This window comes from Streptomyces sp. NPDC055955 (assembly GCF_042270245.1).
In the GTDB taxonomy this organism is placed as follows: Bacteria; Actinomycetota; Actinomycetes; order Streptomycetales; family Streptomycetaceae; genus Streptomyces.
Genome location: NZ_JBHJYS010000019.1, coordinates 133,514 through 159,444 on the forward strand (window position 1 = coordinate 133,514; position 25,931 = coordinate 159,444).

Here is a 25,931-nt window from a genome sequence, read left to right on the forward strand (position 1 = left end):
CTCCCCTTCGTCATCCGTCCAGGCCGCGCGCGAAGCCGTCGTCCATCGGCTGGGCGCTCTCCACAAGGAAGTTGGCCTGACGGCCGTGGAGTTGACCGGGGACAGCGCCAAGCGCTTCGCCCGCCTCCGCCCCTCCGCCCCTCCGTCCCTCCGTCCCTCCGTTCCTCCGTTCCTCCGTTCCTCCGTTCCTCGAAGGGTTCCTCGGTCCCAGCAGCGAGTGTGCAGGACTCGGTGGCCGGGACCCAGCTCCTGGACCAGGTCTCCGCCTCACGCACCCGTGGGCCGGAACGGGGGGGTAAGGGCCGCCCGCGCATCACCCCCGTAACAAAATGATCCGCTTCCTTGTGCGGGCCGCGTCCACGCCCGTGAAGTGGGCTGATGCACTTTCCAACAGCAGGCGGTCCGTTCTTCCGCCACCTGCGCATGTGGCACGCCGCCTCGGCCTCCCTCGTAGTGGCGGCGGTGGTGGCGTTCCTTGTCCTCCTCCCGTCCGACGGCGCGCGCTCGGTGCCCAACAGCCCTTGCCGACGGGCCGATTCGGCGCGCCCGGACACGCCCTCGGCCCTCGACCTCGACGGGGACGGCTTCATCGATCTGGTGCACGAGATCTCCGACACGGAGAACTTCGACGTGATCATCGTGCCTGGCTCCGAGCACGGTCCGGACCACGACCGCACGACCGTCCTCACCCGCGACGACCTCGGTGTGCCGGACGACATTCAGACGGGCGACGATCCGTGGCAACCCACGATCGCCGACCTGGATGAGGACGGGCACGCCGACCTCATCGTCAGCGGCGCCGCCCAGGTCCTGTGGGGAGGCCCCAAGGGCCCGCAAGCCGGCGGACCGCACGGGCGCGTCCCACTGCCGGGCAGCGGATACAACACCGCGCCGATCGCCGGCGACTTCGACGGGGACGGTCACACCGACCTCGCGGTCTTCAGGTTCTCGAACGAGGATCAGGAACTGGTCGTCCTCAAGGGACCGTTCCAGCGCTCTGGCGCTCCCACCCGGACCTTGGAGATTCCCAGCCCGGTCCACGAGGGCGCGTCACCCGTGCTGGTCGCCGGGGACGCGAACGAGGACCGCGCCACCGATCTCGCGCTCTACGACTCCCCGTGGGATCCGCCCCTGCTGTTCACCGGAGGCGCCCGTACTGCCGGCGGCTTGAGTAAGGAACCCGAGCGGCTGCCGGAGGGCGAGAACGTCGCCTTCGGCGACTTCGACGGCGACGGGCGGCAGGACGTCGCCATCGGACGGAGCTTCGTCGATAGCTACGACGAGATCGACACACCTCCCCGGCGCGGCCAGGTCAGCGTCCGCTACGGGAAAGAGCCGGGGAAATGGATCACCATGGATGGCGGCGACTTCAAGGAAGGCTTCGGCACCAGGCTCGCCGCCGGAGACTTCAACGGCGACGGCTGCGACGACCTGGCCGTACAGCTCACCAAGAAGAAGGAGACGGGGGACGCCCGGATCGAGGTGCTGCGGGGCGGCTCCGAGCACGGGCTCGGGTCGAAGCCCTGGCGCGCCACCAAACGCTCCGTGCCGGGTGACGACGGCCCCATGTATGGCACGCTCTTCGCCGTCCACGACTGGGACGGCGACCGCCGCGCAGAACTGGCCCTTCTTGGCGAGGACAGATGGTGGATCACCGACGGCACGGACCGCGACGAGGCATCCTTCCCGGTCACCCCCAGTAAGGCCCGAGGGGTGTAGGCACATGCTCGTTGTCCCGGGCCCGTAGACCCGGGCCTCGTAACGGACGGTCGGGAGCCCCTCCCGGGGTCTGCACGTGTACGGGGGCAGGGGGCCTGGTCCTCGTCCTCCTCCCCCGTCGCGTTGTCGGAGACCTCACCGCGGCTGATGACGTGACGCATGCGGCTGTCGCCGGGGGTGTCCCGTACGACGGCGACCAGTGCCTCCAGTTCCACCACCAGTCCGGTGAACTCCTCGGGAGTCGCCCACACTGCGCCCGCGAAAGATCCAACGATCTTCGTACTCGGCAATGGCCGATACCTTCACCGACCGGCGGTGGCGGTGAGCCGGCCGGCGGCTTCGGCGTTGGTCATGAGCTGGAGCTGCGTCGGGTGGGCGGAGCCGACCTGGACGACACCCGGCCCCGCCCCGGGGTTGCGGTGCACCTGGGGCGGGTCGGGCATCGGGACCAGGTGTCAGCGGTGACCCGGACAGGATCACGGTGGCGAGCTGGTCGCTGGCGGAAAGGGCGAGGCCGTTGCCTGCGGGTGAGGGTGTGCTCGAACTGCAGTGCTGAGGCGCTGGAAGGGAATCTGCGCCCGTCGGCCGCGATCGTCACCGAGGGGGACATCTGGCGCGGGGCGTACGCGACAGGCAACCACACCGCGTCAGAACACCAAGAGGCTGCGGCGCTGAAAGTCGGCGCTGACCGGTTGCTGCCGACGTCTGCACACGGCACGGCAATCCTGGCGATTTCTCACGATTGATAGATACTTGTCCCGCCGGAGCCGTGTGCCGCTGCGGCCGGTGCCGCGAGTCGGTGCCGTGGGACATCACGAAGGATCGACAGCGATGGCAACTGGCCGCGTGAAGTGGTTCAACGCCGAAAAGGGATTCGGCTTCATCGAGCAGGACGGTGGCGGAAGTGACGTATTCGTGCACTATTCCGCAATCCAAGGCACCGGCTACAAGGAGCTGAACGAGGGCGAGGCGGTCGAGTTCGACGTCACCCAGGGGCAAAGGGGACCGCAGGCCGAGAACGTCAACCGGATCGGTTGATCACTTCTCCGACTGGAACCGACGCGACGTAGGGCGTGCGCCCCACCTGAGCCGGCGGTACTTCACTCATCAGCGGACCTGCCTCAGCCTCTCGGACAGCGCGCGGCGGATGGGGCACTCTCTCCAGTTGGCCGCGCATCGATGGCATGTCGTGGCGTGGGTCAGGAGGGCGCGGTACGCCAAGTCCGCGGGGCTGTCCCCCAGTTCCGCGGGCCCGCTTTGCTCGCCACGCTCGATCACGTCGACTCCTCGTAGTCGGCCACACCCCGGGGCCGTTTCGCGCGGTCGCCGGGGCTCTTCGTCTGTCCTTCCGTGAAATGAGGGGTGATGGATGCGGTAAGGAGCCACACGGAGGGACCAGGAAGGGACCGAACTCTGTGCGCGCTGTCAGACGCGCGGCGAGCTCACCAGAGCTCGACCTCAATTCCCTTCAACGCCGCTCTGCCGGAGGAGTGCTGACCTCAAGGGGACCGGCGACTGGAGTAGCCCGGCGGGCAATTGTGATCGGGCGGCCATACGGTCGGTGTGGGCGCCGCGGACGGCGTGCCGTCGGTGGCCCCGCGTCCCGTGCGCAACGCGGGGCCACCGTCCCGAACGGGGGTTTGCGTCCCTCACGCAGCAGGTGAGGGCGGGTGAGTTAGCGGCCGGCGCCAAGAGGCCACGTCGAGGCGTTGCCGGAGGGGTCAGAGGTGAAGCTCGGAGCATTTCTCTCCAGGGCCAAAACCCGCCGGCGACTCTGACCGCCGGCAAGCTCACCGCCCTCGCCGAACTTGGACTCGAATGGGCAGCGGAAGGGCAGCGGAAAGATCGTGAGGCGTGGCGGTACCTCCGTGCGCGGACCGCCCTCCTCACCTCAGGATCAAAATCCTCTTCGGCATGACGCGCATCCACCCGATTCGCCGGAAGGAACTGTGCGCAGCGAGGCCGTGGCTGGTGTGATCACGAAGTCAGGGCCGTCCTGGACCACCCCGTTACCGGGTTGAGTTCCCCACGCGAACCACCCCCTGATCAAGGCCAGTCACAGGCCTGGCCGGGAGGTCAGGCTGTCAGTGCCGCGAGCTCCGCGTTGGCGCGCTCGGTGACCAGGGCGAGGACGCGGCCGGCGGCGGCCAGGTCCTCGGCGGGTATCCCGCCCCAGATGCGGGCGCTGATAGGGGTGGTCTCCGCGCCGACGGTTGCGAGCAGCTCGCGCCCTGCGTCCGTGGGACGGAGGTGCGCGCCGTCCGTATCGAGCAGCTTCTTGGCGAGCAGCTCGTCGAGGGTGGCGCGGATGTCGGCCGGATCGGCCTTGAGGGAGCCCTGGACCTGGGCGATGAGGTCGTCCGGCGCTTGCGGGGCGTCGGTGGTGAGGGCGGCGCGCAGAGCGACCTGCTGCTGGAACGTGCTGCCGTGCCGGGCCAGGACGTGCTCCAGGACGCCGCGGGCGGCGTAGTGGGCCAGGCCGAGGGCGCGGGCGTCGGCGGCGGGTGCGTTGGTGGGTGCAGTGGTGGTCATGGTGTGCTCTCCTGAGTGCTCTCGTCGTTCGGTACGGATGGAGCGAGAGGTGCGTCGAGCAGGGTCGTCAGTTCGTCGGTGAACGCGCGGGTCCGCAGGGCGTCTCGGCCGCCGAGTGGCTCCAGCAACTGCTGATGCAGCTCTTGGACCACCGCGATGGCCTGCCGCGCGACGGACTGGCCCTGTTCGGTGAGGTCGAGCTGCACGGCGCGCGGGTCGCGGGGGTTGCGGGTGCGTTCGATCAGGCCGGCCGACTCCAGGGCGCGCGCCAGCTTCGAGACGTAGAGCGCCTCCAGGCCGGTGTGGTCGGCGAGTTGGCGCTGACTGGGCCGCTCTCCGGCGCGCTGCATGCCGTGCAACGACGCCACCAGTGCGTACTGCGCGTGCGTGAGGCCCAGCGGAGCCACTGCGCGATCGACCGCGACGCGCCACTTGTTGGCGAGCCGCCATACCAGGAATCCGGGCGTGGGGCCCGGCAAGACCTTGCTCATGACAAATAGAGTACATAGCTACTATGTCCATGGCTACTATTTTTCGAAATGCGACGGTGCGCCCCTCGCGGCGTCGCGACGCGCTGCCGAACCGCCGCCGGCGGGACCGATGCCTTGTCGCGTGATCAAACAGCGCTTCGCCGCTGCCTCGGCAGTACTCCAGGGCTGTCACAGCTCGGGCTCCGGCACGCATTCCGTGACGCGCACACGCTGAGTTGCCCGGGCCGGCCGGGAGTTCGAGGACCGAGCGCACGGCCCTCTGCTGCGCCGAGGGGCACGGTGGGCACTAGTCACCCTTGCAGAGCTCATCCTTCTGCTGCACCGGGTGCGAAGCCCCACTCAGCAAGGACCTGAGGGCCCGGCGCAGCGCGTTGACGAGTTGCCCCGGCTCCAGTCGAGCTGAGTGCGCAGCTGCCGACAGGCCCCGGTAGTTGTCCAGCGGGATCTCTTCCAGGAACGGCTCTCGTCCACTGGACGAGATCACAGGCACACACAGACAGGAACGGGCATACACCGGCGTCGAAGCACAGCGCATCCAGGGGCGTTCCTGTCCGTTTACTGCACGGCGGGCGGGTCCTGACCCTCGTCGAGCAATTGGTCGAGTTCCGCGTCAGCCTGCCTCGACTGTGCCTCGCTACCGAACGGCATCATCGCGTGGCTGTACTCCAGGTAGAGCAGCAGGGCCTGGTGATCGATGTGGATGCGGGACTCGCCCCGCTCATTGCGGACTCGTAGCAGGACCGCGAGCGGCTTGCTCTGCTCGGCCACAGGCTCCACGGTGATGTCTCCTATGCCCGATGTACCGGTGAGCCCGGCGGACAGCAGGTCCCGCGAGATGACCCAGCAGACGCTGCTGTGGCCGGGCCGGGACACGATCAGGCCGACGACCAGCGGGTCATCCCTGGAATACCTGAGCATGATGTCGCACCGCTCACGTTCGCCGCCGGATAGGGTGACGAACCCCCTTGTCATGCCTTCGAGTTGACCGTCACCGTCAGGACTCACCCTGCCCATCCCCTACCCCGATGCAGCCGCGCGCCGACGACTCGCGCGCCATCGCACTTACGTCTGGAAGATCGAACGCAGCCATGTGCCCGACACCAGCCGGGTTGGGCGTCAGCCGTTCGCAACGTGTTCGGAAGAGTTCGCACACCAATCCGCTCTCTACACGCCGGCGGAGCCGTTTCGTCGCCTCTCATGTCACTCCATCGCGGCTTCCGCCGAGCCATAGATCTGTAAGGACCGGTGCAGGTTCGTGATGCGGAAGATCTGGAGGACATTCGGGTTCGTGATCACCAGCCTCAGGTCACCGGCGTGTGCACGGATCCACTTGCCGATGCGGACGAAGAGCCCCAGGCCCGTCGAGTCCATGAAGGAAACCCCCTCCAAGTCCACGATGAGACGGTGCCGGCCCGCTTCGATGCAGGCGCTCACGTACTCCCGGATGCGCGGCACGGTGGAGGCGTCGACCTCGCCGTGGACCTCGACGACGGTCCAGCCGTTCTCGTCACGGTGGCTGATGGCAAATTCGGGGTGCATGGTCCGCCTAACGGCCATGCCCTGGGGAGAGGTTGCGGGTCGTGCCTGCCGCACACTCGTTCCGCATATGCACGAACGGCTGGCCATGACCTCACCCATCAGCCCACCCGCGTCCAAGGCCCTTCCTCCGCGAGGCTCGACATGCCGACCTCGGGGCTCGGCCGGGTGCGGCGTGCTCGGTACGGTGCGGAGCTCGAAAGAGGTCAAGGCCGACCCGGCCGTGGGCGCGGCCTGACGGCACACCGTCTGGAACTGAGCTTGCGGCGCTCTTCCTTGCCGGTGTTTGGCCGACTACGTCATCCCGGTGAGACGGAGCCGAGGGTGAGGATCGGGATCAGGCCAGCGGGTACGAACGGCCAGCCGTCCGTCACAGAGCACGCGCCCACGTTGGTCACACCCGGTCGAACGGATCGCGCAGCGGAAAGAGGGAGCGGCGGTAAGAGGAGAGTGGTTGGAGTGGGGTGGCAGCCGTCGCTGTCCGCCACCCCGTCGTGCGCTCACTCCTTGAGCGCTCCCGCGTTTCCGCCGCGTACGAAGTGGCGTTGGAAGACGAAGAAGACGATCGCGACCGGAATCGTGGCGAGCAGGGCGGCAGTGAGCTTCAGTGGGTACTGGGTGCCGGATCCCAGGCCGCCCGAGACGAACTGGGCGAGACCGGTGGTCAGCGTGGCGTGGTCGGCGGACTGTGCGGTGACCACGAAGTGGGTGAACTCGTTCCACGAGCCCTGGAAGGACAGGATCGTGAGGGTGATCAGCGCGGGCCTGGCCATCGGCAGGACCACCGACCAGTAGGTGCGCAGGATGCCGGCGCCGTCGACGCGGGCCGCCTCCTCGATCTCCCGCGGAACGGACTCGAAGAACTGCTTCATGACGAAGACACCGACGGCGTCCACCAGCAGCGGCACGATCATCGCCGTGTAGGTGTCGTAGATGCCCAGGTACTGCACCACCAGGAACTTGGGGATCATCAGGACGACGCCGGGCACGGCCATCACCGAGATGAGTAGCACGGTCAGCAGTCCGCGGCCGCGAAAGCGCAGGCGGGCGAGTGCGTAGCCGGCCAGCGAGTCGAAGAAGACCCGTCCCGCCGTCACGACCACCGCGATGAACACGGAGTTGCCCAGCCAGGTCGGGAACGCCACGCCCTCGGAGCCGCTGAACAGCTGCCGGTAGGACGCCAGTGAGAGCGGGTCCGGTACGAGGCCGAGGGGCGAGGCGGCGGCCTGGGGATCGGTCTTGAACGTCGTGGCCACCTGGATGACGAACGGCATGAGGTAGGCCAGTGCCACCGCCGACATCACCAGCGTGCCCACGAGTTGTGCGTTGCGCCGCCGCTCACGCGCCCGGCTCCGCGCGGTGGCCGACGCGTGCTGTGTCACCGTCGAAGTGGTCATCGGGTGGTCCTCCTCGTGCGACGCCGTCCACGGCCGTCGCGCTCGCGCAGCGCGAAGCGCTGGATCCCCGTCATGACGAGGATGATCGCCAGCAGAACGAAGGAGATCGCGGCGCCGGTCCCGTACTGCGCGTCCTTGAAACTCAGGCTGTACGAGAGGAAGGCGGGGGTCAGGGTGGTGTTCGCGGGCTGGCCCTGGCTCATCACGTACACCTGGTCGAATACCTGCCAGGTGCCGATCAGACCGAGCGTGATCACCAGGAAGAGGACGGGGCGCAGTGCCGGCAGGATGACGTGGCGCAGCGTCTGCCGGCGATTGGCGCCGTCGAGGCGGGCGGACTCCAGCTGGGCCTCGGGGATGTCCTGCAGGGCGGCGAGGAACATCAGCATGAAGGTGCCGGACGTCGTCCAGATCACCAGCAGGATGATGGTGCACATCGCGACGGACGGTCCGGAGAACCAGTCCCACCATGACAGGCCGAGCACACCGTGGTCGGCGAGGGCGGCGGGCGGGCTGTCCGGGTCGACGATGCCGACCCCGCCGAGCGCCACCCACACGAGACCCCGTGCGTCGGTGAACCAGTTCGGTCCTTGGATGCCGACCCACTTCAGCAGGTTGTTGACGGCTCCGCTGCTCTGGAACAGGAAGAGGAACACCGTGGACACGGCGATGGAGCTGGTGACGGACGGGAAGTAGAACGCCGTGCGGAAGGCGCCCTTGCCTTTGAGGCGCCGCTGGTTGACGGCGAGAGCCAGGCCCAGCGCGAGCGCTGTCTGCAGTGGGACGACCAGCAGGACGTAGTAGAGGTTGTTGCGCAGGGACGTCATGAACAGCGTCCGGGTCAGTCCCTGGTCGGCGAACAGAGCCTTGTAGTTGGCGAGTCCGACGAAGTCGGCCGCTCCTGAGAACGGGTTCGACTGGCCGTCCCAGTCCAGCAGGCTCACCCACAGGGCCATGACGACGGGGAGCGCCAGGAACAGTCCGAGCACCACGACCATGGGGCTGACGAAGGTCCAGCCCCACAGCCCCTGGCGGCCCTCACGGCGCGGCCTGCGGCGCGGGGCCGGGGGGCTCTGAGAACCGGGTTCGGCACCCGACGTGCCGGTGGCGGTGACGGTGCTCATCGAGCGTTACCGCCCAGGACGCTCGTGCCGTTCTTCTGCAGGTCGCTCAGGAGCTTCTTCGGGTCACTGTCGGCCAGTTGGGCCAAGGAGGTGTTGAACTCGGCCATGACCTGCCGCATTCCGGGTGCGGTTACGGGCAGTTGGGCGTAGGCGGCGCCGTCGGCCCATGCGGTCGACCCGGGGTTCTGCTGCTTGTAGGTGTCGAACAGGGTCGTCTTCGACGGCATGACGCCGAGCGTTTTGGCGAACTTCAACTGGGCGGAGTCGGCGGTGAGTTGCTCGATCAGGTCGACGGCGGCGTCGTGGTGCTTGCTCTTGGCGGCGACGCCCCAGCAGTTGGTGAAGGCCATCGTGCCCTTGCCCCCGGGGCCTTCCGGCAGGGAGAGCACCTTGTACGCGGTGTCGGGGTAGTCCTTCTTCATCGCCCCGGCCAGCCAGTTGCCCTCGACGGTCATCGCGGCCTTGCCCTTGCCGAAGGCCTCGCCGCCCCACCCGGACCCCAGGTCCTTCGGATACTTCAGGACACCTTCGTTGAGCAGCTTCTTGACGAACGTCAGTGCCTTGACGTTGGCGGCGTCGGTCGCGGTCATCCTGGTCTGCCCGGGGTTCGTCAGCCATGACCCGGACTGCTTGAAGAAGGGGCCGATCTCGGCGTAGTCGGGGTTGAAGGAGAGGCCGGTGACCCCCTTCCTGGTGAGCTTCTTGGCGACGGCTTCGAGCTCTTGCCATGTCTTGGGGTAGTCGGCCTCGGTGAGCCCGGCCTTCTTCCACAAGGTGGTGTTCACGGCGAGCCCGAGGGTCGACTGGTCCTTCGGCGCGCAGTACAGCTTGTCGTTGTAGGTGAAGGCCCGGGTGAGGACAGGGCTGAAGTCGTCGCGGTCGTCGAGCTTGTCCCCGTAGGCGTACAGCGCGCCGCGCTGGGCGTACGTGGAGAACTGGTCGCCCGATGTGTAGAACACGTCGGGCGGGTTGCTGCCGGCGAAGGCCTGGCCGAGCTGCTGGTCGATGTTCTGCGCGACGTCCACCGTGACGGAGTTGCCCGAGTCCTTCGCCCAGGCGGCGGCCACCTCTTTCACCGCACTGGTCTCGGCGGAGCCGGAGGTGGCTATCAGGACCCTGATGTCCTGCTTGCCCGAGTTCTCCTGCCCGGCGTCCTTGTCGAACCCCGATGAGCAGGCGGTGGACAGCAGGGAGACCGACAGAACGCAGGCGACGAGAGGCAGTTGGGTGCGGCTCATGATCGTTCCTTTGGTGAAGGTGAGTGCCGTGTGGTGGGGATGGAAGGGGCTGCGAGGTCAGGCGCCCGCGGCAGCGGGTCCGGAGCTGTCCCTGACCACGAGCCGGGGCGTCAACAGCCGCTGCTCATAGGGGCGTCGGGGGTCGGCGATCCGCTCGACGAGCATCCGCACGCATTCCGCGGCAGCCTCTTCGAGCGGCTGCTCCACGGAGGTCAGGGGCGGGTCGAGGAGTTCCGCGAAGGGTGAGTCGTCAAAGCCGGTCACCGCGACGTCCGTGCCCGGCTGTTGCCCGCGCTCCCGCAGAGCGTCGTAACAGCCCAGTGCCAGCGCGTCGCTCACGGCCACGATCGCGGTCACGCCGTTGTCCAGCAGCGTGCTCGCGGCCCGGCGGGCGGCGTCGGGCCGGTTGGCGGCCGCCGCGGTGAGCCCGCGCGTGGGCAGGCCGCGCCGCTTCATGGTGCGCCGCCAGCCCTGCGTACGGTCGTCACCGGTCCCACTGCCGGCGGGCCAGCCCAGCAGGCCGATCTTCCGGTGCCCGGCGGCGGCCAGGTGTTCGGTCGCGGCCTCGATGCCCGCCGCGCCGTCGACGTCCACCCAGTCGCCGAAGCCCTCGTCGCTCCAGGAGCGGCCGAACGCGGCGAAGGGCACGGACCGGTCGTGGAGCCAGCGGTGGCGCGGGTCGTCGGCGGCGGTGCGGTCGAGGACGAACGCGTCGACGGCCTGCTCCCCCAGCAGTTCGTCGTAGCGCTCGATCTCCTGCTCGCGGGAGTCGACCGAGAACACGAGGAGCCGGTATCCGGCCGCGGCCGCCAGCGCGTGCAGGAAGCGGTCGTTCACCGCGTTGGAGCGCCCGGCGACGCTGCGTTCGAGGGCGAATCCGATCGTCCGCGACTCACGGCGGCGCAGCGAGCGGGCCGCGGTGTGGGGCCGATATCCGAGCTCCTCGATGGCGGCCTTCACCCGGGCCAGCGTCTCGGGCCGCAGCAGTTCCGGCTTGTTGAGCGCATTGGACACCGTCTGCTTGCCCACCTCGGCACGGCGGGCGACATCGGCCATCGTCGGCGGCCGTGCCGCCGGTCCTGAACCCCCGCCGGGAACATCTTTGTTCATTTCAATCCATACAGAACGTCGGGTACGGTGTGGACACGAACCGGCTTGGATCGATCCAATGCCTGATTGGATCGATCCAAGCACGAATTTCCGTCACTGTACATGCCGCACACGGCAGCAACGAAGGCCAGAGGTCCCGTCTCGATGACGCAGCAGATCCCGCAGCAGACGCAGTCCCCGGCGCAGTCGCTCGACCTTCCCGCACCCGTCTTCGAGTCCGGCGGCCAGCCGTTCGTCCACGATGCGGTGCTCGTCCTGTCGGCGCCCTCTTTCGTGGCTTCACGCCCCGACGGCGACCTCGCGGCGCCGGTCGACGGGTTCTACCACGGCGACCGCCGCTTTCTGCGCTCCTTGCACCTGACCGTCGACGGCGGCCGCCCGGCCCCCACCAACTCCGTGCTGCAGAGCACCGACCGGGCCACGTTCGACGCGGTTCTGCGCGGAACAGCGCAGCAGACCGCCGACCCGGCAGTGACCCTGCTGAGGGAACGCACCGTCGCACCGGGCCGGTTCACCGAGACGCTGTCCCTCACCAACCACGGCTCTCTGCACGCCCGGTCGACCGTCACCGTCACCGCCGAGAGCGACTTCGCCGCCATGGACGCCGTCAAGAGCGGGGCCTCCACTCCCCTGTGCGAACCGCGAGGCGAGGACGGCCGACTGACATGGTCCGCGCACGACGCGCGGATGACGCTCACCGCCCGCACCGGCGACACCACCGCACCGACCGGCGTCTCGACCCTGGGCCACCGCGGCGCCTTCACCTTCGAGGTCCACCTCGCTCCGGGTGAGAGCTGGACCTGCGTCCTCGAAGGCCGCGCCGCCACCGACACCCCGACCCCCTTCGGCCCGGCGGCCCACGAGGACCGCCCCTGGGGGCAGCTCCGACTCGACAGCGCGGACAGCGACTTCACCCGCCTCGTCGGCCGGGCCGAGCAGGACCTCGCCGGCCTCCTGCTCTGCGACCCCGAGGCTCCCGGCGACGTCTTCACCGGCGCGGGCGCGCCCTGGTACCTGACCTTGTTCGGCCGTGACTCCCTGTGGACGGCGCGCATGCTGCTGCCGCTGGGGACGAAACTCGCGGCCGGCACCCTGCGCACGCTCGCGCGCCGACAGGGCCGCAACGTCGTTGCCTCCACCGAGGAACAGCCCGGCAAGATCCTCCATGAGGTACGCGCCGAGACGCAGGAACTCGACGACGGCACCCGCCTGCCCGCGCAGTACTACGGCACCATCGACGCCACCCCCCTGTGGATCTGCCTGCTGCACGACGCCTGGCGCTGGGGCATGCCGTCCACGGAGGTCGCCGACCTGCTGCCACACCTCGAAGCCGCCCTCAGTTGGCTGGTGGAGTACGGCGATCCGGACGGCGACGGCCTGTTGGAGTACATCGACTCCACCGGCACCGGCCTCGCCAACCAGGGCTGGAAGGACTCCGGCGACTCGGTGCGCTTCAGGGACGGCTCCCTCGCGACCGCGCCCATCGCGCTGTGCGAGGTGCAGGCGTACGCGTACGAGGCGGCCGTCGCCGGTGCCGATCTCCTCGACGCCTTCAACCGACCTGGCGCAGACCGCTACCGGGCCTGGGCCGGACGCCTCCAGGAGGCCTTCCGGCGCACCTTCTGGGTCTCTGACGAACACGGCCCCTACGTGGCCATCGCGCTCGACGCCGACAAGCGGCCGGTCGACGCCGTCACCTCCGGCATGGGCCATCTGCTCGGCACCGGCCTGCTCAACCCCGAAGAGGAAGCCGCCCTCGCAAAACGCCTCCTCTCCCCCGCTCTGTCCGACGCGTTCGGTCTGCGCACCTACGCGACGAGCAACGGCGGCTACAACCCGCTCGGTTACCACATCGGCAGCGTCTGGCCGCACGACACCGCCATCGCCGTGCAGGGACTCGCCCGCGCCGGGTTCCCGGACCACGCCCGGCGCCTCGCCGAGAACCTGATCGCGGCCGGGCCCGCCTTCGACTCCCGCCTTCCCGAACTCTTCGCGGGTACGGCCCGTTCCGCGTCCGCCCGCCCTGCCCCGTATCCGGCGTCGTGCCGCCCCCAGGCCTGGGCCGCCGCGTCATCCGTCGCCCTGCTCCAGGCGCTCCTCGGCCTCCAGGCGAACGCACCGGAAGGAGCCCTGACCATCCGCCCGGTAGAGAGCCGGCTGCTGCCGCTCACCGTCTCCGGTCTGAACGTGGCCGGGCACGAGTTGACGGTGTCGGTCGCGGCGGACGGCACAGTGCGTACGCGTACGTCGGCGCCCGTCGAGGTGACCGCCTGACGCGCCCCCCGAGCGGCTGCCCACCGAACATGGCACGAAGCACACCGCACATGTCCATGTCCCCGCCGGCGGTGTGCTTCGTGCCTGCCCCTTGCCCGACAGCGAGCAGCACCGGCACGGCATCTCGCCGGGCTGGAGCACCCTGGTGTACGAGGGCGCCCTCGGACCCGGGCTGTTGTGCCGTGATGCTGGGAAGCCAACGCTCCAGGGCTTGCAAGCCTCACACGGTCGGCCGGTCGAGGTCATGGGCTGTCGAGACTGAGCGCTGTGGTTGGCCGGAGGTGCCTCGAGGCAGCATTCTGTTTCCGCTGCCACGAGGCACGCATGCGGCTGACCCTCAGCCATCACCAGGTCCGTGCCCGGGCCGGTGGCACACCCAGGTCAGGCGCGGCGTGTGGCTGACCGACACCAAATCCCCGTCGTGCCGAACTCACCGCCGGCAAACTCCAGCACCTCGCGGACCCCGGGCAGACCCGGGCGACTGATGAAAGGGACGCTTACTGACCACTGACTGCCTTGAAGGGCAGTGGGTACAGGCGGCCGCATGGCGGCACGGCCTGAGGTAGATGACGACCCCGTTCCTGCCATGCCTCCCTGTCCTTCCGTCGTGCCCTGGTACGCCGTGATAGCCGTCGTGTCCGTGCCTCCCCGGCACACCTGTCGGGCCGGTGGGGCCGGCCGGGCCGGAGGGACCGGAGGGGCCAGGCGGGCCGGGCAGACCCTGCCGGATGCTGTTCCCCTGGAGGGCGATGCGCCGTGCTTGGAGTTCGTCGATCTGCTGCTGGTGGGCGACGATCACAGCTGCCTGCGCGACGAGGATGACGGTCAGCGCTGCGCCGAGTGCAAGGCGCCGTTGCGGGCCACGCCACGCCTCTTTCAAACTTCCCACATCATTCCTCACGTTGTGCGATGACAAGGAGCAAAAAGCAGGGGCGCCGCAGGGGACCGACCTCTGCGTCGAGCGCCCTTCCCGGGGCGACCGGACACCTCACTTCTGCCGGTCACAGCGGGCAGGGGTTGAAGCACGTCACGGGCGCAGCGCAGGCAGCTGTGCGGAACCACGTCCATCTGCTTCGGCCGCCCTCGGCACATGGAGAAGCCCAAGAGGTGTCACGAGTTTCGGTGTCTGCTTTCGGGCCACAACCACTATGAATGCGACGTTCCAGGACCGTCCCCTGACGGCGGGTCGACGATCCCGCGCCGTGCCACGGGTGCCTCCGGCCACCTCGGCGGCGCTGCACCCCGTCCGGGCGCTGTCCACCACTTCGACTGCACTGTCCAGCCCCGCGCACGAGCGGAATACCCTCCAGCGCAGGCCGCAGGAGCCGGCCAGTGCGGCCGCGTGCCTAACTTGCAGCCGGGGCCGGCGGAGCGACAGCATCTTTCCCGTTCGCGCCGTCCTTGCCGTCCTTCCCGTTCGTGCCGTCCTTCCCGTCCTTCCCGTTGGTGCCGTCCTTGCCTGCCGGACCGATAGGGCCAGCGGGACCAACGGGACCTGCGGGACCAGACGGCCCTGAAGGGCCGGGCTCAACGTTCGCCTGGACATCGACGGGCTGCATCTGCAGATCGTCGATCTGCATTTGCTGGGCGACGATCAGAGCTGACTGCGCGGCGAGCGCGACGGTCAGCACCGTGCCGAGCACGAGGGGGCGCCGCGGGCTACGCAGCACTTCGATCACTCTTCTCACATCACTCCTCACGCTATGTGACGGCGAAAGTGTAAAGGACGAGGTCGTGGCGGGGGTGGACGGCGCGTCGAGTGTCTTCCCGGGCCGCCTCGAACGCCCTGCTTCCGCCGTTCGCGGCACGAAGGCGCTGAAGCAACACCGGTGAAGCACGAGGGAGAACCTGGCGCCGTTCAAGGCTGGGAGCGCGACTGCGGGCGGGCTCCGACGGCTCCGACGGCTCCGACGGCTCCGACGGCTCCGACGGCTCCGACGGCAAAGTAGTTGTATGCGGGAGTTCCGGTGAGTGCGTACAGGGCCAGGCGCTGCCACTCACCTCGGCGGGCGGCGTAGCGGCGACCGACCCGGACGGCCTCGGCCAGGTGCCTGTCCATATGCCGGGTGAACTCGTCGATCACGGAAAGAAGTTGCGCGGGAACGGCTTCGGGCAGGACCGCGCCCGAGAGCACGGCGGCACGGGCATCGGGGGCGGGAGCCGGAGCCGAGGTGTACCTGCGCGCCATCGCAGGGGTTGGGTGAACCGGCTGACCATCTCGATCCAAGTACCGGCAGTCGTGCGGTCCTGGCCGTTGCTGCCGAAGATGACGGCGCGCGCCGGGACGGTGGGACGGGTGGTGTGGTTCTACAGTGCGCAGGTGTCCTTGGAATCCTCTTCGCCGGGTGGGCGGCTGTCCGTGTGGAGCCGCGGGTGGGTGTGGTGGCTCCCGTTCGCGGCAGTGGGCCTGGACTTGATCTCGGAGGCCGCCGTGGGCGGGCGGGAGCCGGCCAGTTTCCTGCTCACAGGCGTTCCCCCGCTGACCGCCGCAACGCGCGGGCCAAGAGGCACCGCCCTTTCGGTGGTGGTGTGTCTAGGACTGCAGATGCTGATGGCGTGGCGCCGTCCGGGCCACTTCGACGAGCAGCACCATGTGGCGCTGTACATGGCGACATTCCTCATCGGCGTGGTCAGCGTCCTGCTCTCCGTCCAGCGGGAGCGCGCGCAGAGGCATCTGATCCGGGCGAATTCGGTGGCGGAGGCGTTGCAGCGGACCCTGTTGCGGCCCGTACCGCCCCGGATCGGACACGTGCGCGCCGCCGCCTACTACACAGCCGGGGAGGGAGGCACGCTGGTCGGTGGTGACCTCTTCGACGTGTGTGAGACGCCGTTCGGAGTACGGGCGATCATCGGCGACGTGCGGGGCAAGGGACTCAACGCGGTGCAGGCGGTGGCCGCGGTCCTGGCGGGCTTCCGGGTGTCCGCGCATGAATGGAAAGATCTCCCCCTCCTGACGGACCGGCTGGAGCTCAGCATCGACCGCAACGTGGCACGGACAGCGGTCGGCGACCCCGAGCTGTTCGTGACCGCACTGGTACTGGAACTCGCCCAGGACACCGTACGCATCATGGACCGCGGCCACCCGCCCCCGATCGCCGTCGGCCCCCAGGGCGCCCGCATCCTGGCGACAGCCCCCGCACTCCCCCTCGGACTCAAGGAGCTCTCTCCCGTCCCGGGGCTGACGACGACCTTGCACAGGCTGCAGCCCGGCGAAGTCCTCGTCCTCTACACGGACGGCATCAGCGAAGCCCGCAACTCCGACGGCGACTTCTACCCTGTCCTGGAACGGCTCACCGAACACTTCTGCGGCACACAGAGGACGGATCCGGAGACGGTCGTCGCGTTCCTGAAGACCGACACCAGGAACTGGTCGGCCACCTCCGAGGGAGACGACCAGGCCGTACTCGCCATGGCCCTTGTCTAAAACGGCCAGTCCGCACACCCCACCTACCGTCCTCTCGAGGCCATCGCCGTCTTCTTCTGACCGCCACACCGATCCCCGGTTCCGTCTGAACACGGTTCCGGACGATGCAGCACTGAACCCGCACGCCCCGCCCGCCCGGCCCGCCCGGCTTCCGCCTGAGTCACGCGGTCATCGCTGCTCTGTCAGAGGGCTTCGTAGCCACGTGCCGGTACTGGCCGAGGGAGCGAGTATCGAGGTGAAATGGCAGTCAGTGCTCTGCTCGCCGGCGCGCTCGCAAGGCCTGTCAGGAGTTGTCCGTCCAGTAGTCGGCCAGCATCTCGCCGGGCCATGCCGGTTCATGGACCGTTCCGCGTGGCCCCATCTCGGTGAAGTACGGCGACAGGTCGTAAATCTTCGTGCCCACCACCGCATCCAGATCAGTCACCCGCAAACTGAGTCCATCAACCTTGAGCAGTCGGGGAAAGCTCTGTGCCAGTTGGTTGGGGCGCCGATGGTTGCGATGGGCGAACGTGCCCGTGGCCGGCCACTGGGTGTTCCCGCGCGGGCTTCGAGCGTGGTACTCGACATCACTGGGCGATGCCTGGTCGAAGTGCCACACCACAACCAGGTGTGAGAACTCCGCAAGGCCCTGTACCGAGTCGAGGGGGAACTCGGCCTCATCGAGCTGGATCACCGACTCGACGCCACCCCAGTAGTCATCAGCGACCTCCCTGCGGCCTTCGACCACTTCCCCGATCGGCTTGATCTCCAAAGCCATGCCCCAGCCCTTCGAGCCAGCCTCAACGACACTTGCGATCAATCTACTTGGGCCAGGCACGCGGCCGCGCGGGCATCACACACACCGACGAGAATGCCACGCTTACGGCAAGGCGACAGGCGCTGTCGCAAGTCGGTTCGTCCACGAGAACGCACAGCGCTTCCGCAGGCCTTCGGCCGTATCCGCCTGGATTGGGTTGCCCGCAGTTCGACCTTGCGGCCTTCACAGCGAAGAAGGTGGCGCGCTGCGGTGAGAGCTGCCAGGGTGACTGGCGCCGAAATGTCAGCCTCTCGAGCGTGCACTGAGGAGCCAGGGCTCCCACGCATGGACCTGCCTCCCCTCATCAGCCCCCTCGACATCGACCATCTAGGCTGGCGCGGTGACTGATGAGCAGGAGCGGGTACAGCCGTCGGGAGTGTGGGCCACGGCGGTGGGAGTGGCCAGGGTCCGGGCGCTGGAGACCGAGCGGGAGACCGCGCTGTTCCGCGACCCCCTGGCACAGGCCTTCGCCGCAGCCGGCGGCCTGTGGCCCTCCTCGCCGCAGCTGCCCGACGACGAGGCCGCGCGACGCCGCCGGCTGGCCGTGTCGTTCTCCATCGTCATCAGGACGAAGTTCCTCGACGACCTCTTGCAGCAGGCCTCCGCGTCCGGGGTCCGGCAGGTCGTGCTGCTCGGCGCCGGCATGGACAGCCGGGCCTTCCGGATGGACTGGCCCGAGGGCACCCGGCTGTTCGAGGTCGACACCGCCGCGCCACTGGACTTCAAGGCTTCGGTGCTGCGCCAGGAGCGGGCCGTGGCACGCTGTGAGCGGATCACCGTCGCGGTGGATCTGCGTGAGGACTGGCCGGGCGCGCTGGCCTCCGCAGGGCACGACCCGGCGGCGCCGACCGTATGGATCGCCGAAGGACTGCTGATCTATCTGTCCGAGGACGCGGTGGAGCTGTTGCTGGCCCGCATCAGCTCGCAGTCGGCGGCACGCAGTCGGATGGGACTGACGTTGGGCTCGCGCGGCGCGATCGAGCGCTTCGGCGCGGACGCCGCGCCGGGATCGGCGGCGTCCATGTGGGTCTCGGAGATGCCCGACGACCCGGTGGGCTGGCTGGCCGGGCACGGCTGGGAGGCCGAAAGCCACACCCTGCGCGAGCGTGCTGCCGCCTACGGCCGCCCGATCAGCACCCCGCCGCGGCGCGAGGAGCGGCCTGGCGGACTGATCTCGGCGGTCCGCCGGTAGCGCGGCTCCCGGTGCCCCAGATGATCGATTCCAAGGGGCCGCCTGATGAGTGGAACCAGGTTGATGAGCGGCCAGCCAGTCGTGCCCGCACTGACCGCCTACGACCACGAGGCCCTGGGAATCGGTCATCTGGAGACTGACGACAGATTCTGGGTTCGAACGGCTCCTCAGTCGAGTGAACGCCTTGCCCTGGGCTGTCGCGCCGGGGACATACACCGCACCAGCGCATTCGCGTACCAGGTCACCCGAGTCGGCAGAGGCATACGGGTCTCTCTGCACTACGTGGAAGGCGACCCTGACGCGGCCGTGGAGGCGATGACTCACGCGTTGGGTGCCGATCGCGGCCGCGGTGGCCAGCTGTGGCCACCGCTGGTAGGTGCCGCATCTCGACGTGACCGTCCCATGCGGCGAGGAACGTCTGCCAATAGGTACGCGCGCCTGGCAGGTTCGGATCGCCCGCCCCTGACCGACCTCCTCGTCAAGGAAACCCTGCGCCGTATCGAACAGGACCACGTGCCGCCCACACCGATGGTGCAGCACGTGGCAGAGCCGACGCGCATGCGGAGATTGCGGCAGGACGAGCAGGGAAGTCATAGGGCGCTGTGATCACTTCCGCTGTGATCGCGTCGAAGGGAGCATGACGCCCGTGACACCGCCCCCCATACCCAAGGCCAAAGGCTCACTGCCGCTCCTGGGCCACGTAATCCCGCTCATGCGTGACCCCTTGGCGTTCACCGCATCGCTGCGCACGAACTACGGCCCCCTGGTGGAGATCACTCTCCCGGGTACCCCCACCGTCGTCGTCCAGGACCCCGACCTCATCCACGCCATGCTCAAGAACAACACGCTCGGCAAAGGCAAGTTCTTTGAAGCCATGGGCGAAGTCCTGGGCGGTGACAGCGTGGTCACCGCGGCCGGACAGGACCACCGTCGCAAGCGGCGCCAGCTCCAGCCCGCCTTCGCCACGCCTGAGATCACTCGGTACGTCGACATCATGCGCGACGAGGTGAACACCGCTGTCGACGCCTGGCAGTCCGGTCAGACCTTGGACGTTCGCGAGGCGATGGTCGAACTCTCCCTCAACATGCTCGCGAAGACCGTGTTCGGCGGCTCACTGCAGGGTGAAACGTTCCGCCAGTTGCGCCGTGACCTGTCCATCGTCATGACGGGCGTCGGCGCGCGCATCATGCTGCCCACTTGGGCGGCCAAGGTGCCGCTGCCGTTCAACCGCCGTTTCGACCGGGCCCGCGACGGTGTGCGGGCCACCGTGGGCCGCGCTGTCGACGAGCTGCGGGCGTCCGGGCACGACACCGGTGACATGCTCTCCATGTTGCTGCACGCAACAGACTCAGAAACCGGCGAACCCCTGAGCGCGCACGAGATTTCCAGTGAGATCATCACCCTCGCCGTGGCCGGGACGGAGACGACTGCCTCGGTGCTGTCCTGGCTGCTGTACGAGCTCTCCCGCAACCCCGCCATTGAGGCCGGCGTCCTGGACGAGCTGCACCAGGTCGTCGGCGAGCGGCCGATCGCCTTCGGCGACGTCATGCGCCTGCCCTATCTGCGCCGCGTCGTCGACGAGGCACTGAGGCTGCACCACACCGGCTTCCTGGTGACGCGTCGGACCACTACCGAGACTCGCCTGGGAAATTGGACCCTGCCCGCCGGCGTTGAGCTGGCCTACTGTCAGCACGCGTGGCATCGCGACCCCGAAGTCTCCCCCGATCCCTTGCGGTTCGACCCCGATCGCTGGCTGCAGGCCACACAGCCTGCCCCCTCGAGTGGCCACATCCCCTTCGGGACGGGCGCGCACAAGTGCATCGGTGACCGTTTCGCGCTCACCGAGATGATCACCGCCATCGCCACGATCGTCCGCCGGACACGGCTCGAACTTCCGGCTGGTGAGACTGTGCGCCCGGTGGCCCGGGCCACCGTACGCCCGCAGGCACTCCGGATGACCGTGCAGCCGCGCCAGACCACAACAGCCCCGCTGGTGGCCTGAATCGGCGGCGAAAAGGATCACTTCCGGCCGGACCATGTGCAACGGCCAAGCTCGGTTACCTGTTCCTGCCGCAGGTGCGGAGATGCGGGTACGTCGCCGAGGCGTGCGTAGCAGCACTCGACTGGTTTGCCGGGATGCTTCCCAGCGAACCAGTCGTGCTCGCCCCCCAGACCGCCGGTGTCGGCTCGATGTGCCTCGCGGCGAAGCTGGGGTTCATCGAGATAGAACGATTCGAGGCCCTCGGCGCCGAGCAGTGGTTCGGCAACTGGCCCTCGGTCACGCCGTCCGATCGAGCTCGTGCTCGACAGCACGGATCCGCAACTCGACGGCACTGCTGGGACCGAGCCCATCGCTGTCGAAACTCCTGAATAGCTCACCAGGCAGAGAAGGCCGAACACTTCCCGAAGCACTGCGCGTTCGCGTGGACGCAGCCACTACCACGCCGTACCCGCCGCCTGCGTGAACTTGGCGTCGGCTGCCGGGGTCTCGGTGTCGGGGTGGGCGGGGCTCAAGATGGCGGGCGCCTGCTCTGGGCAATCGCATCTCGCCGCGGCACCCCACGCGAGCGGCACCACTCCAGCTGAAGCGGCGCCGGGTATCCAGCGTCAGGTGGCGGTAGGCCAGGTCCGCAGCAACGCGGCGATCTTCCCCGCAGTGCAGGCGGGATCGAGGAGCAGGTCCTTGAGGGCGATGGCGTCCTCGCGGGCAGGCTTGACGGGAATGCCGGCCGCGTCGAGGTACATGACACCGGTAGCGGCGGCGACGGCCAGGTTCGAGCGTTCCAGCCAGCGGCACCGGCCCAGGCTGTGTACCAGGGCGGCAGCTTTGGTATAGGGGCCGTCGTAGACGGGTTGCTCGAACAGCTCGGCCCGGTGACGGGCCACCGCCGAGACGGGAACGCCATAATCATCAGGGGCCGGATCGTCGGCTCCGGCGGCCTCGGCGACCTCAAGGATCCAGGGAACGTCGATGTGCAGTTCCATCAGGCCGCGCGCGCTCCCCGAGGTGTCTGCTGGGCCTGTTCAGCCTCGTCGAAGACCTCTTGGTGCTCGGCCAGGAAGCGGGCAGCCGCGTCCATCGCACGGGCACGCAGGCCGCTGGCATCGTCCTGCACCAGCCGGGCGAGGTAGTCGCCCACGCTCAGTCCCAGGTCAGCGGCACGCTTCTTCGCGAGTTCCGCGACGTCCCCATCCACCCGCGCGCCCAGCTGCGTCTTCTTCGCCATACCGCGATGGTAACAGTCGTTACCACGCGATGGGGAGCCAGTCGCTGAAGAGGTGCCTCCGGCCGTCTCGTCGCTGCCAAACAGGGCAACGTCCAGGCGCGCAGGTCGGACATCCAGTCGCCCGCCCACACTGTTCAACTCACCTTCCAGGAATGAATACTTCGCGCCCCTTCGGGGGTATGGCGATCACGGGTCTCGCTGGTCACACGCACCACCACAAGCGCGGTCAGGCTGGACGGTCAGCCGGTGCGGTCCGGAAGCGGACAGCTTTGACAGCCCGAGGTCGACCAACCCCCGCCTGTGAAATGAAACTAGCGCCCGCGGCACCGACCAGCGCCACGGCGTTCTCACCTCACGAGCGGGAAGCGAACCATGACATCCGAAGGAAGCCGGACTTCGAAGACTGACCGGCGAGCATTTCCCAGCGGGCACTCACCGAACATCTGCGAGATCTGACTGCGCGAGAGCGTTCCACTCGACCAGGACTCCGGCAGGTCGGTTCGTGGCGGCGTGGCTGACGCCGGCTTCACGCCAGAGGTTGTTCTTGGTCAGCTTGCCATCCGGTGCATTCGGGTCGACAGGTGAGGAGTCGGTCCATGACCTCCCGCCTAGATCGCCTGCCAGAGAACAGCCGGCCTTGTCGGGTGTCCGCGTGGTGACGGCACAGGTGTCCGGTGGGAACGCGAGGGAGAGGGGTCTCGGGAGTACCAGCCGACGTTTCCAAGTGACCAGTGGCCTACTCCGGATGGAGCACGAATGTCTCGCTGTTGCTCGGTTCGGCCCTGTCGCCTGCGGTGGTTGCCTGGCCGGCCTCCGGCTGGGCTTTACCGTCTTGCTTGTTCGGCACAGAGTTTGCCGATTGGACTGGAATGCCCGAAAAGAGGCTAAAATATACCCTGAAATGAACGGCAGGCTTGCTCTACTCGAAGGCGTAGAGGCGGGTATCGCAGAGAGCGAGGTCCTCCGACTAGCCTTGCTGCACGCAGTCGCGGAGCTAGGCGGCCTAGGCGGCGCGGTGCACCTACGCGGCCCCATGTCTGCGCTGCGCCTGGTGGCCTCCATGGGTCTGCCACCCGGCGATGCGGGGTTGCCGGAGATCATCGATCAGGAGGGCACGGACGCGCCGGCCCTGGCAGTGCGCCGGGGACGCCGGGCGTGGGCGCCGCACCCGCAGTCGTCCGATGACGGCACCCAGGGCGCGCAGTGGTCGGGCACAGGCCTGGCGGCGGTTCCTCTGCTGGGCGCCGACCGGCCGAGGGGCGCACTGACCGTCGTTACACAGGGCGCACAACCGACCTCTGAGCAGTGGGAGTTCATGTGCGCTGTGGCCGCCTGGGTGCAGGAGCGGGCCAGGATCGCGCCACCGCCGGCCGGACGTCTTCGGGAGGAAACGGGGGGAAGCATCAGCGGTGACCTGCGCGCTGTGCAAGTAGGCACCTGGGACTGGAACATGAGGACGGGCGAACTGCTGTGGGACGACGCTGCCATGATCGTGTACGGCGCCGATCCGGAGAGTTTCGTGCCGCGGGTCGACAGCTGGATGAAGATCGTCCATCCGGACGATCTGCCCTCCACCTTGGCTGCCGTCGAGAAGGCCATCCGGGACGAGACCGTTTTCGAGGCCGAATACCGCGTTCTTCGGCCGGATGGCCGCTATGGATGGACTCAGACGCGCGCCAGGGTCGTGCTCGACGAGGACGGCGAGCCGTACCGCATGATCGGGCGGGCGTGGGAGAGCAATGAGTCGCCCTCTGCCAGAAATGCCCTCAGCCGGGTCTTGCGTCATATGCGTGATGGGTTTCTCGCCCTTGACCACGACTGGAAGATCGTCTTCACCAATCTGGAGGCCGAGCGGACACTCGGCTATCCGGACGAGGAACTCTTCGGTCGCGTCCTCTGGGAACTGCCTGCCATTCGGCAAGTGCGCGGCCTGGAGGCCGGCTGCCGCAAGGCGGCTGCCGAGGGAACTCCCGCGGAATTCGATGTCGAGGGAGCAGGCGGACACTTCTTTCACCTTCGGATGGTCCCCGCGCCGGACGGAATCACCATCTACGCAACCGATGTCACCACACAGCGAAAGGAAGAGGCAGCGCGTGTCGCGGCACAACAAGCCGCTGTGGAGCGCGCGACGCGAACCACCGAGCTGACAGCGGCGCTCTCGAAGGCAACCACTTCCCAGGATGTCATCGACGCGGTGGCTCAGACAGTTCTCCCCGGGTTTGCCGGCGACAGCCTGCTCATGCACATCGTGGAGGACGGCCAACTGCACACCGTCGGAGCACGCGGAGTACCGAAGGACCTTCTCAGCAGCGTCAACGGCCGTGCACTCATGGAGCGAGATCCGATCAGCGAGGCAATCACCACCGGCAACCCCGTCGTCGTGAACTCAAAACAGGAATTCCGAGCGCGTTATCCCCAGATGGCCGACCTCGCGGATGCAACCGGCATGAACGCTGCCATCTACCTGCCGTTGACCGCATCCGGTCACACCTTCGGCGTGTGCGTCATCATGTTCAAACAACCGAACCCCTCTCTGAGCAGCGAAGAAAGCACACTGCTCACAGCCATCAGCGCGCTCGTCGCCCACGCTCTGGAACGCGCCCGGCTCTACGAGGCGGAGCACACGCGCTCACACGAACTGCAGCGCAACCTCCTCCCGAAGGACTTGCCGCAACTGGCCGAGTGCACGACCGCCGCCCGCTACCTACCTGCCGGTCAAGGCATGGAAGTGGGTGGGGACTGGTACGACGTCATTCCCCTCTCGGCGGGCCGGGTCGCCTTCGTCATCGGCGACGTCATGGGCCACGGACTGTCCGAGGCAGCCACCATGGGGCGGCTCCGCACGGCGGTGCGCACTCTCGCCGACCTGGAACTGCCTCCCGACGAGATCATGAGCCACCTGAACGACGCCATCGGCGAACTCGGCGAGGATTCGTACGCTACCTGCCTGTACGCGCTCTACGACTCCACCGACGGGCGATGCTCGATCGTGAGCGCCGGGCACCCTCCCCCGGCCGTGGTCCGTCCGGATGGATCGGTGCACTTCCTCGATACAGTGTCGGATCCGCCGCTGGGCGCCGCGGATCCGCCCTTCAGAACGACAGAACTGACCGTCCCGGGAGAGAGCCTGCTCGTCTTCTACACCGACGGATTGATCGAGTCGTTGGTACGCCCGATCGATCAGGGCCTGGCCGAGCTGGAGCGACTACTCAATACCACCAACAAAAAGGACCTTGACCGGCTGAGCGACCACTTGGTTGCCGGACTGCTACCGTCCGACCAGCCCACCGCTGACGACAGCGCACTCCTCATCGCACGGGTCCACCCACTCGCCGCCGACCACGTTGCCACATGGTCACTGCCGGATGAACCGCAAGCAGCCGGCCAGGCACGCGGCTATGTACGGCGGCAGCTGGCGGATTGGGGGCTTGAGGAGCTGACCACGACCACGGAGCTGCTGGCCAGCGAACTGGTGGGAAATGTCGTCCGGTACGCAAAAGGGCCCGTGCGGCTGCGGTTGCTGCGGGGCAAGGACTTGATCTGCGAAGTGTCCGACGGAAGTCTGACCATGCCTCGCATCCGCCACGCGTCCGAAACAGACGAGGGAGGCCGCGGGCTGCAGCTCGTCGCAGCGCTTTCCCAACGGTGGGGCACACGCTATACCGTGGCCGGCAAGTGGATCTGGACCGCTCAGCCCCTGGCGAGCTCCGCCGCTGCAGACGTCGTCGAATTCGATGCGGATTCGATTCCTCCTCTCTAACGAGCTCGTGCATGGTTTGCGGTGGCGCGTCGCCTCCGTGATCGTTGACCGTGGCCGGTGTGGTGGGTAACCGGGCGCGTGCAGCGATCGTCCGAAGCCGGCGAAACCGGC

21 protein-coding genes are annotated in these 25,931 nt (G+C 68.1%); 7 read left to right on the forward strand and 14 right to left on the reverse strand.

The genetic code is table 11. From position 1 onward, the window contains the following. Positions 1-378 precede the first annotated feature (378 nt). A complete protein-coding gene (locus ACFC96_RS32140) occupies positions 379-1,719 on the forward strand; it encodes an FG-GAP and VCBS repeat-containing protein (protein ID WP_376615451.1) in 1,341 nt (446 codons plus the stop codon). A gap of 302 nt (positions 1,720-2,021) precedes the next feature. Here the strand turns inward: ACFC96_RS32140 and ACFC96_RS32145 are convergent, their stop codons facing one another. Beyond that, entirely contained in the window at positions 2,022-2,162 is a 141-nt protein-coding gene (locus ACFC96_RS32145; RefSeq protein ID WP_376615452.1) for a hypothetical protein, read from the reverse strand. A 388-nt stretch (positions 2,163-2,550) separates the two neighbouring features. On the opposite strand from ACFC96_RS32145, the gene ACFC96_RS32150 reads away from it, so the two are divergent. Beyond that, entirely contained in the window at positions 2,551-2,757 is a 207-nt protein-coding gene (locus tag ACFC96_RS32150; RefSeq protein WP_340457238.1) for a cold-shock protein, read from the forward strand. A gap of 1,038 nt (positions 2,758-3,795) precedes the next feature. Here the strand turns inward: ACFC96_RS32150 and ACFC96_RS32155 are convergent. The 8 genes from ACFC96_RS32155 to ACFC96_RS32190 form a co-directional block, all read right to left on the reverse strand. Beyond that, entirely contained in the window at positions 3,796-4,251 is a 456-nt protein-coding gene (locus tag ACFC96_RS32155) for a MarR family transcriptional regulator (RefSeq protein WP_376228367.1), read from the reverse strand. Then, the gene (locus ACFC96_RS32160) at positions 4,248-4,742 is read right to left on the reverse strand and encodes a MarR family winged helix-turn-helix transcriptional regulator (protein WP_376267161.1); all 495 of its coding nucleotides are present in this window, start codon (positions 4,740-4,742) and stop codon (positions 4,248-4,250) included. Before ACFC96_RS32160 ends, ACFC96_RS32155 begins: the two co-directional genes overlap by 4 nt. Positions 4,743-5,297: 555 nt before the next feature. After that, a complete protein-coding gene (locus tag ACFC96_RS32165) occupies positions 5,298-5,660 on the reverse strand; it encodes an SsgA family sporulation/cell division regulator (protein WP_376615454.1) in 363 nt (120 codons plus the stop codon). A gap of 282 nt (positions 5,661-5,942) precedes the next feature. Beyond that, on the reverse strand, positions 5,943-6,281 hold the full coding sequence (locus tag ACFC96_RS32170; protein WP_376263988.1) for an STAS domain-containing protein: 339 nt from the start codon (positions 6,279-6,281) through the stop codon (positions 5,943-5,945). A gap of 497 nt (positions 6,282-6,778) precedes the next feature. Beyond that, entirely contained in the window at positions 6,779-7,675 is an 897-nt protein-coding gene (locus ACFC96_RS32175) for a carbohydrate ABC transporter permease (protein WP_376615455.1), read from the reverse strand. Further along, positions 7,672-8,799, reverse strand: a complete 1,128-nt coding sequence (locus ACFC96_RS32180) for a carbohydrate ABC transporter permease (RefSeq protein ID WP_376615457.1) — start codon at positions 8,797-8,799, stop codon at positions 7,672-7,674. The genes ACFC96_RS32175 and ACFC96_RS32180 overlap by 4 nt, the downstream gene beginning before the upstream one ends. Beyond that, positions 8,796-10,037, reverse strand: coding sequence for an extracellular solute-binding protein (locus ACFC96_RS32185; RefSeq protein ID WP_376615459.1), 1,242 nt, complete (start codon positions 10,035-10,037; stop codon positions 8,796-8,798). Before ACFC96_RS32185 ends, ACFC96_RS32180 begins: the two co-directional genes overlap by 4 nt. A gap of 57 nt (positions 10,038-10,094) precedes the next feature. Next, positions 10,095-11,147, reverse strand: coding sequence for a LacI family DNA-binding transcriptional regulator (locus tag ACFC96_RS32190; protein WP_376615461.1), 1,053 nt, complete (start codon positions 11,145-11,147; stop codon positions 10,095-10,097). Positions 11,148-11,291: 144 nt separating this feature from the next. On the opposite strand from ACFC96_RS32190, the gene ACFC96_RS32195 reads away from it, so the two are divergent. Further along, the gene (locus ACFC96_RS32195; RefSeq protein ID WP_376615463.1) at positions 11,292-13,421 is read left to right on the forward strand and encodes a glycogen debranching N-terminal domain-containing protein; all 2,130 of its coding nucleotides are present in this window, start codon (positions 11,292-11,294) and stop codon (positions 13,419-13,421) included. 1,346 nt (positions 13,422-14,767) lie between these two features. Here ACFC96_RS32195 and ACFC96_RS32200 read toward each other — a convergent pair. Together ACFC96_RS32200 and ACFC96_RS32205 are read right to left on the reverse strand one after the other, a co-directional pair. Further along, positions 14,768-15,100 carry a hypothetical protein gene (locus ACFC96_RS32200; protein ID WP_340457226.1) on the reverse strand — a complete coding sequence of 111 codons (333 nt, stop codon included), beginning with the start codon at positions 15,098-15,100 and terminating at the stop codon, positions 14,768-14,770. Between the two features lie 179 nt (positions 15,101-15,279). Further along, positions 15,280-15,609 (reverse strand): hypothetical protein, encoded by a 330-nt coding sequence (locus ACFC96_RS32205; protein ID WP_376615465.1) that lies wholly within the window; start codon positions 15,607-15,609, stop codon positions 15,280-15,282. A 132-nt stretch (positions 15,610-15,741) separates the two neighbouring features. On the opposite strand from ACFC96_RS32205, the gene ACFC96_RS32210 reads away from it, so the two are divergent. Then, positions 15,742-16,845: a PP2C family protein-serine/threonine phosphatase gene (locus ACFC96_RS32210; RefSeq protein ID WP_376615467.1), complete on the forward strand. Its 1,104-nt coding sequence runs from the start codon at positions 15,742-15,744 to the stop codon at positions 16,843-16,845. Between the two features lie 283 nt (positions 16,846-17,128). On the opposite strand, the gene ACFC96_RS32215 is transcribed toward ACFC96_RS32210, so the two are convergent. Continuing rightward, a complete protein-coding gene (locus ACFC96_RS32215) occupies positions 17,129-17,602 on the reverse strand; it encodes a TrmO family methyltransferase (RefSeq protein ID WP_376263967.1) in 474 nt (157 codons plus the stop codon). Positions 17,603-18,017: 415 nt separating this feature from the next. Between ACFC96_RS32215 and ACFC96_RS32220 the strand changes: the two genes are divergently transcribed. Next, positions 18,018-18,833: a class I SAM-dependent methyltransferase gene (locus tag ACFC96_RS32220; RefSeq protein ID WP_376615523.1), complete on the forward strand. Its 816-nt coding sequence runs from the start codon at positions 18,018-18,020 to the stop codon at positions 18,831-18,833. 637 nt (positions 18,834-19,470) lie between these two features. Next, the gene (locus ACFC96_RS32225) at positions 19,471-20,835 is read left to right on the forward strand and encodes a cytochrome P450 (protein WP_376615469.1); all 1,365 of its coding nucleotides are present in this window, start codon (positions 19,471-19,473) and stop codon (positions 20,833-20,835) included. A 605-nt stretch (positions 20,836-21,440) separates the two neighbouring features. Here the strand turns inward: ACFC96_RS32225 and ACFC96_RS32230 are convergent. Beyond that, complete coding sequence (locus ACFC96_RS32230) at positions 21,441-21,818, reverse strand: fic family toxin-antitoxin system, toxin component (RefSeq protein ID WP_376615471.1); 378 nt, start codon at positions 21,816-21,818, stop codon at positions 21,441-21,443. Beyond that, positions 21,818-22,060, reverse strand: a complete 243-nt coding sequence (locus tag ACFC96_RS32235; protein ID WP_340457217.1) for a hypothetical protein — start codon at positions 22,058-22,060, stop codon at positions 21,818-21,820. Before ACFC96_RS32235 ends, ACFC96_RS32230 begins: the two co-directional genes overlap by 1 nt. Before the next feature lie 901 nt (positions 22,061-22,961). On the opposite strand from ACFC96_RS32235, the gene ACFC96_RS32240 reads away from it, so the two are divergent. Then, entirely contained in the window at positions 22,962-25,820 is a 2,859-nt protein-coding gene (locus ACFC96_RS32240) for a SpoIIE family protein phosphatase (RefSeq protein WP_376264012.1), read from the forward strand. Positions 25,821-25,931: the final 111 nt, after the last annotated feature.

Excerpts from the sequence above, each read along its gene's own strand:
- ACFC96_RS32140 (WP_376615451.1), top strand. The coding sequence starts at position 379 with ATGCACTTTCCAACAGCAGGCGGTCCGTTCTTCCGCCACCTGCGCATG.
- ACFC96_RS32145 (WP_376615452.1), bottom strand. The coding sequence starts at position 2,162 with ATGCCCGACCCGCCCCAGGTGCACCGCAACCCCGGGGCGGGGCCGGGT.
- ACFC96_RS32150 (WP_340457238.1), top strand. The coding sequence starts at position 2,551 with ATGGCAACTGGCCGCGTGAAGTGGTTCAACGCCGAAAAGGGATTCGGC.
- ACFC96_RS32155 (WP_376228367.1), bottom strand. The coding sequence starts at position 4,251 with ATGACCACCACTGCACCCACCAACGCACCCGCCGCCGACGCCCGCGCC.
- ACFC96_RS32160 (WP_376267161.1), bottom strand. The coding sequence starts at position 4,742 with ATGAGCAAGGTCTTGCCGGGCCCCACGCCCGGATTCCTGGTATGGCGG.
- ACFC96_RS32165 (WP_376615454.1), bottom strand. The coding sequence starts at position 5,660 with ATGCTCAGGTATTCCAGGGATGACCCGCTGGTCGTCGGCCTGATCGTG.
- ACFC96_RS32170 (WP_376263988.1), bottom strand. The coding sequence starts at position 6,281 with ATGCACCCCGAATTTGCCATCAGCCACCGTGACGAGAACGGCTGGACC.
- ACFC96_RS32175 (WP_376615455.1), bottom strand. The coding sequence starts at position 7,675 with ATGACCACTTCGACGGTGACACAGCACGCGTCGGCCACCGCGCGGAGC.
- ACFC96_RS32180 (WP_376615457.1), bottom strand. The coding sequence starts at position 8,799 with ATGAGCACCGTCACCGCCACCGGCACGTCGGGTGCCGAACCCGGTTCT.
- ACFC96_RS32185 (WP_376615459.1), bottom strand. The coding sequence starts at position 10,037 with ATGAGCCGCACCCAACTGCCTCTCGTCGCCTGCGTTCTGTCGGTCTCC.
- ACFC96_RS32190 (WP_376615461.1), bottom strand. The coding sequence starts at position 11,147 with ATGAACAAAGATGTTCCCGGCGGGGGTTCAGGACCGGCGGCACGGCCG.
- ACFC96_RS32195 (WP_376615463.1), top strand. The coding sequence starts at position 11,292 with ATGACGCAGCAGATCCCGCAGCAGACGCAGTCCCCGGCGCAGTCGCTC.
- ACFC96_RS32205 (WP_376615465.1), bottom strand. The coding sequence starts at position 15,609 with ATGGCGCGCAGGTACACCTCGGCTCCGGCTCCCGCCCCCGATGCCCGT.
- ACFC96_RS32215 (WP_376263967.1), bottom strand. The coding sequence starts at position 17,602 with ATGGCTTTGGAGATCAAGCCGATCGGGGAAGTGGTCGAAGGCCGCAGG.
- ACFC96_RS32225 (WP_376615469.1), top strand. The coding sequence starts at position 19,471 with ATGACGCCCGTGACACCGCCCCCCATACCCAAGGCCAAAGGCTCACTG.
- ACFC96_RS32230 (WP_376615471.1), bottom strand. The coding sequence starts at position 21,818 with ATGGAACTGCACATCGACGTTCCCTGGATCCTTGAGGTCGCCGAGGCC.
- ACFC96_RS32235 (WP_340457217.1), bottom strand. The coding sequence starts at position 22,060 with ATGGCGAAGAAGACGCAGCTGGGCGCGCGGGTGGATGGGGACGTCGCG.
- ACFC96_RS32240 (WP_376264012.1), top strand. The coding sequence starts at position 22,962 with ATGAACGGCAGGCTTGCTCTACTCGAAGGCGTAGAGGCGGGTATCGCA.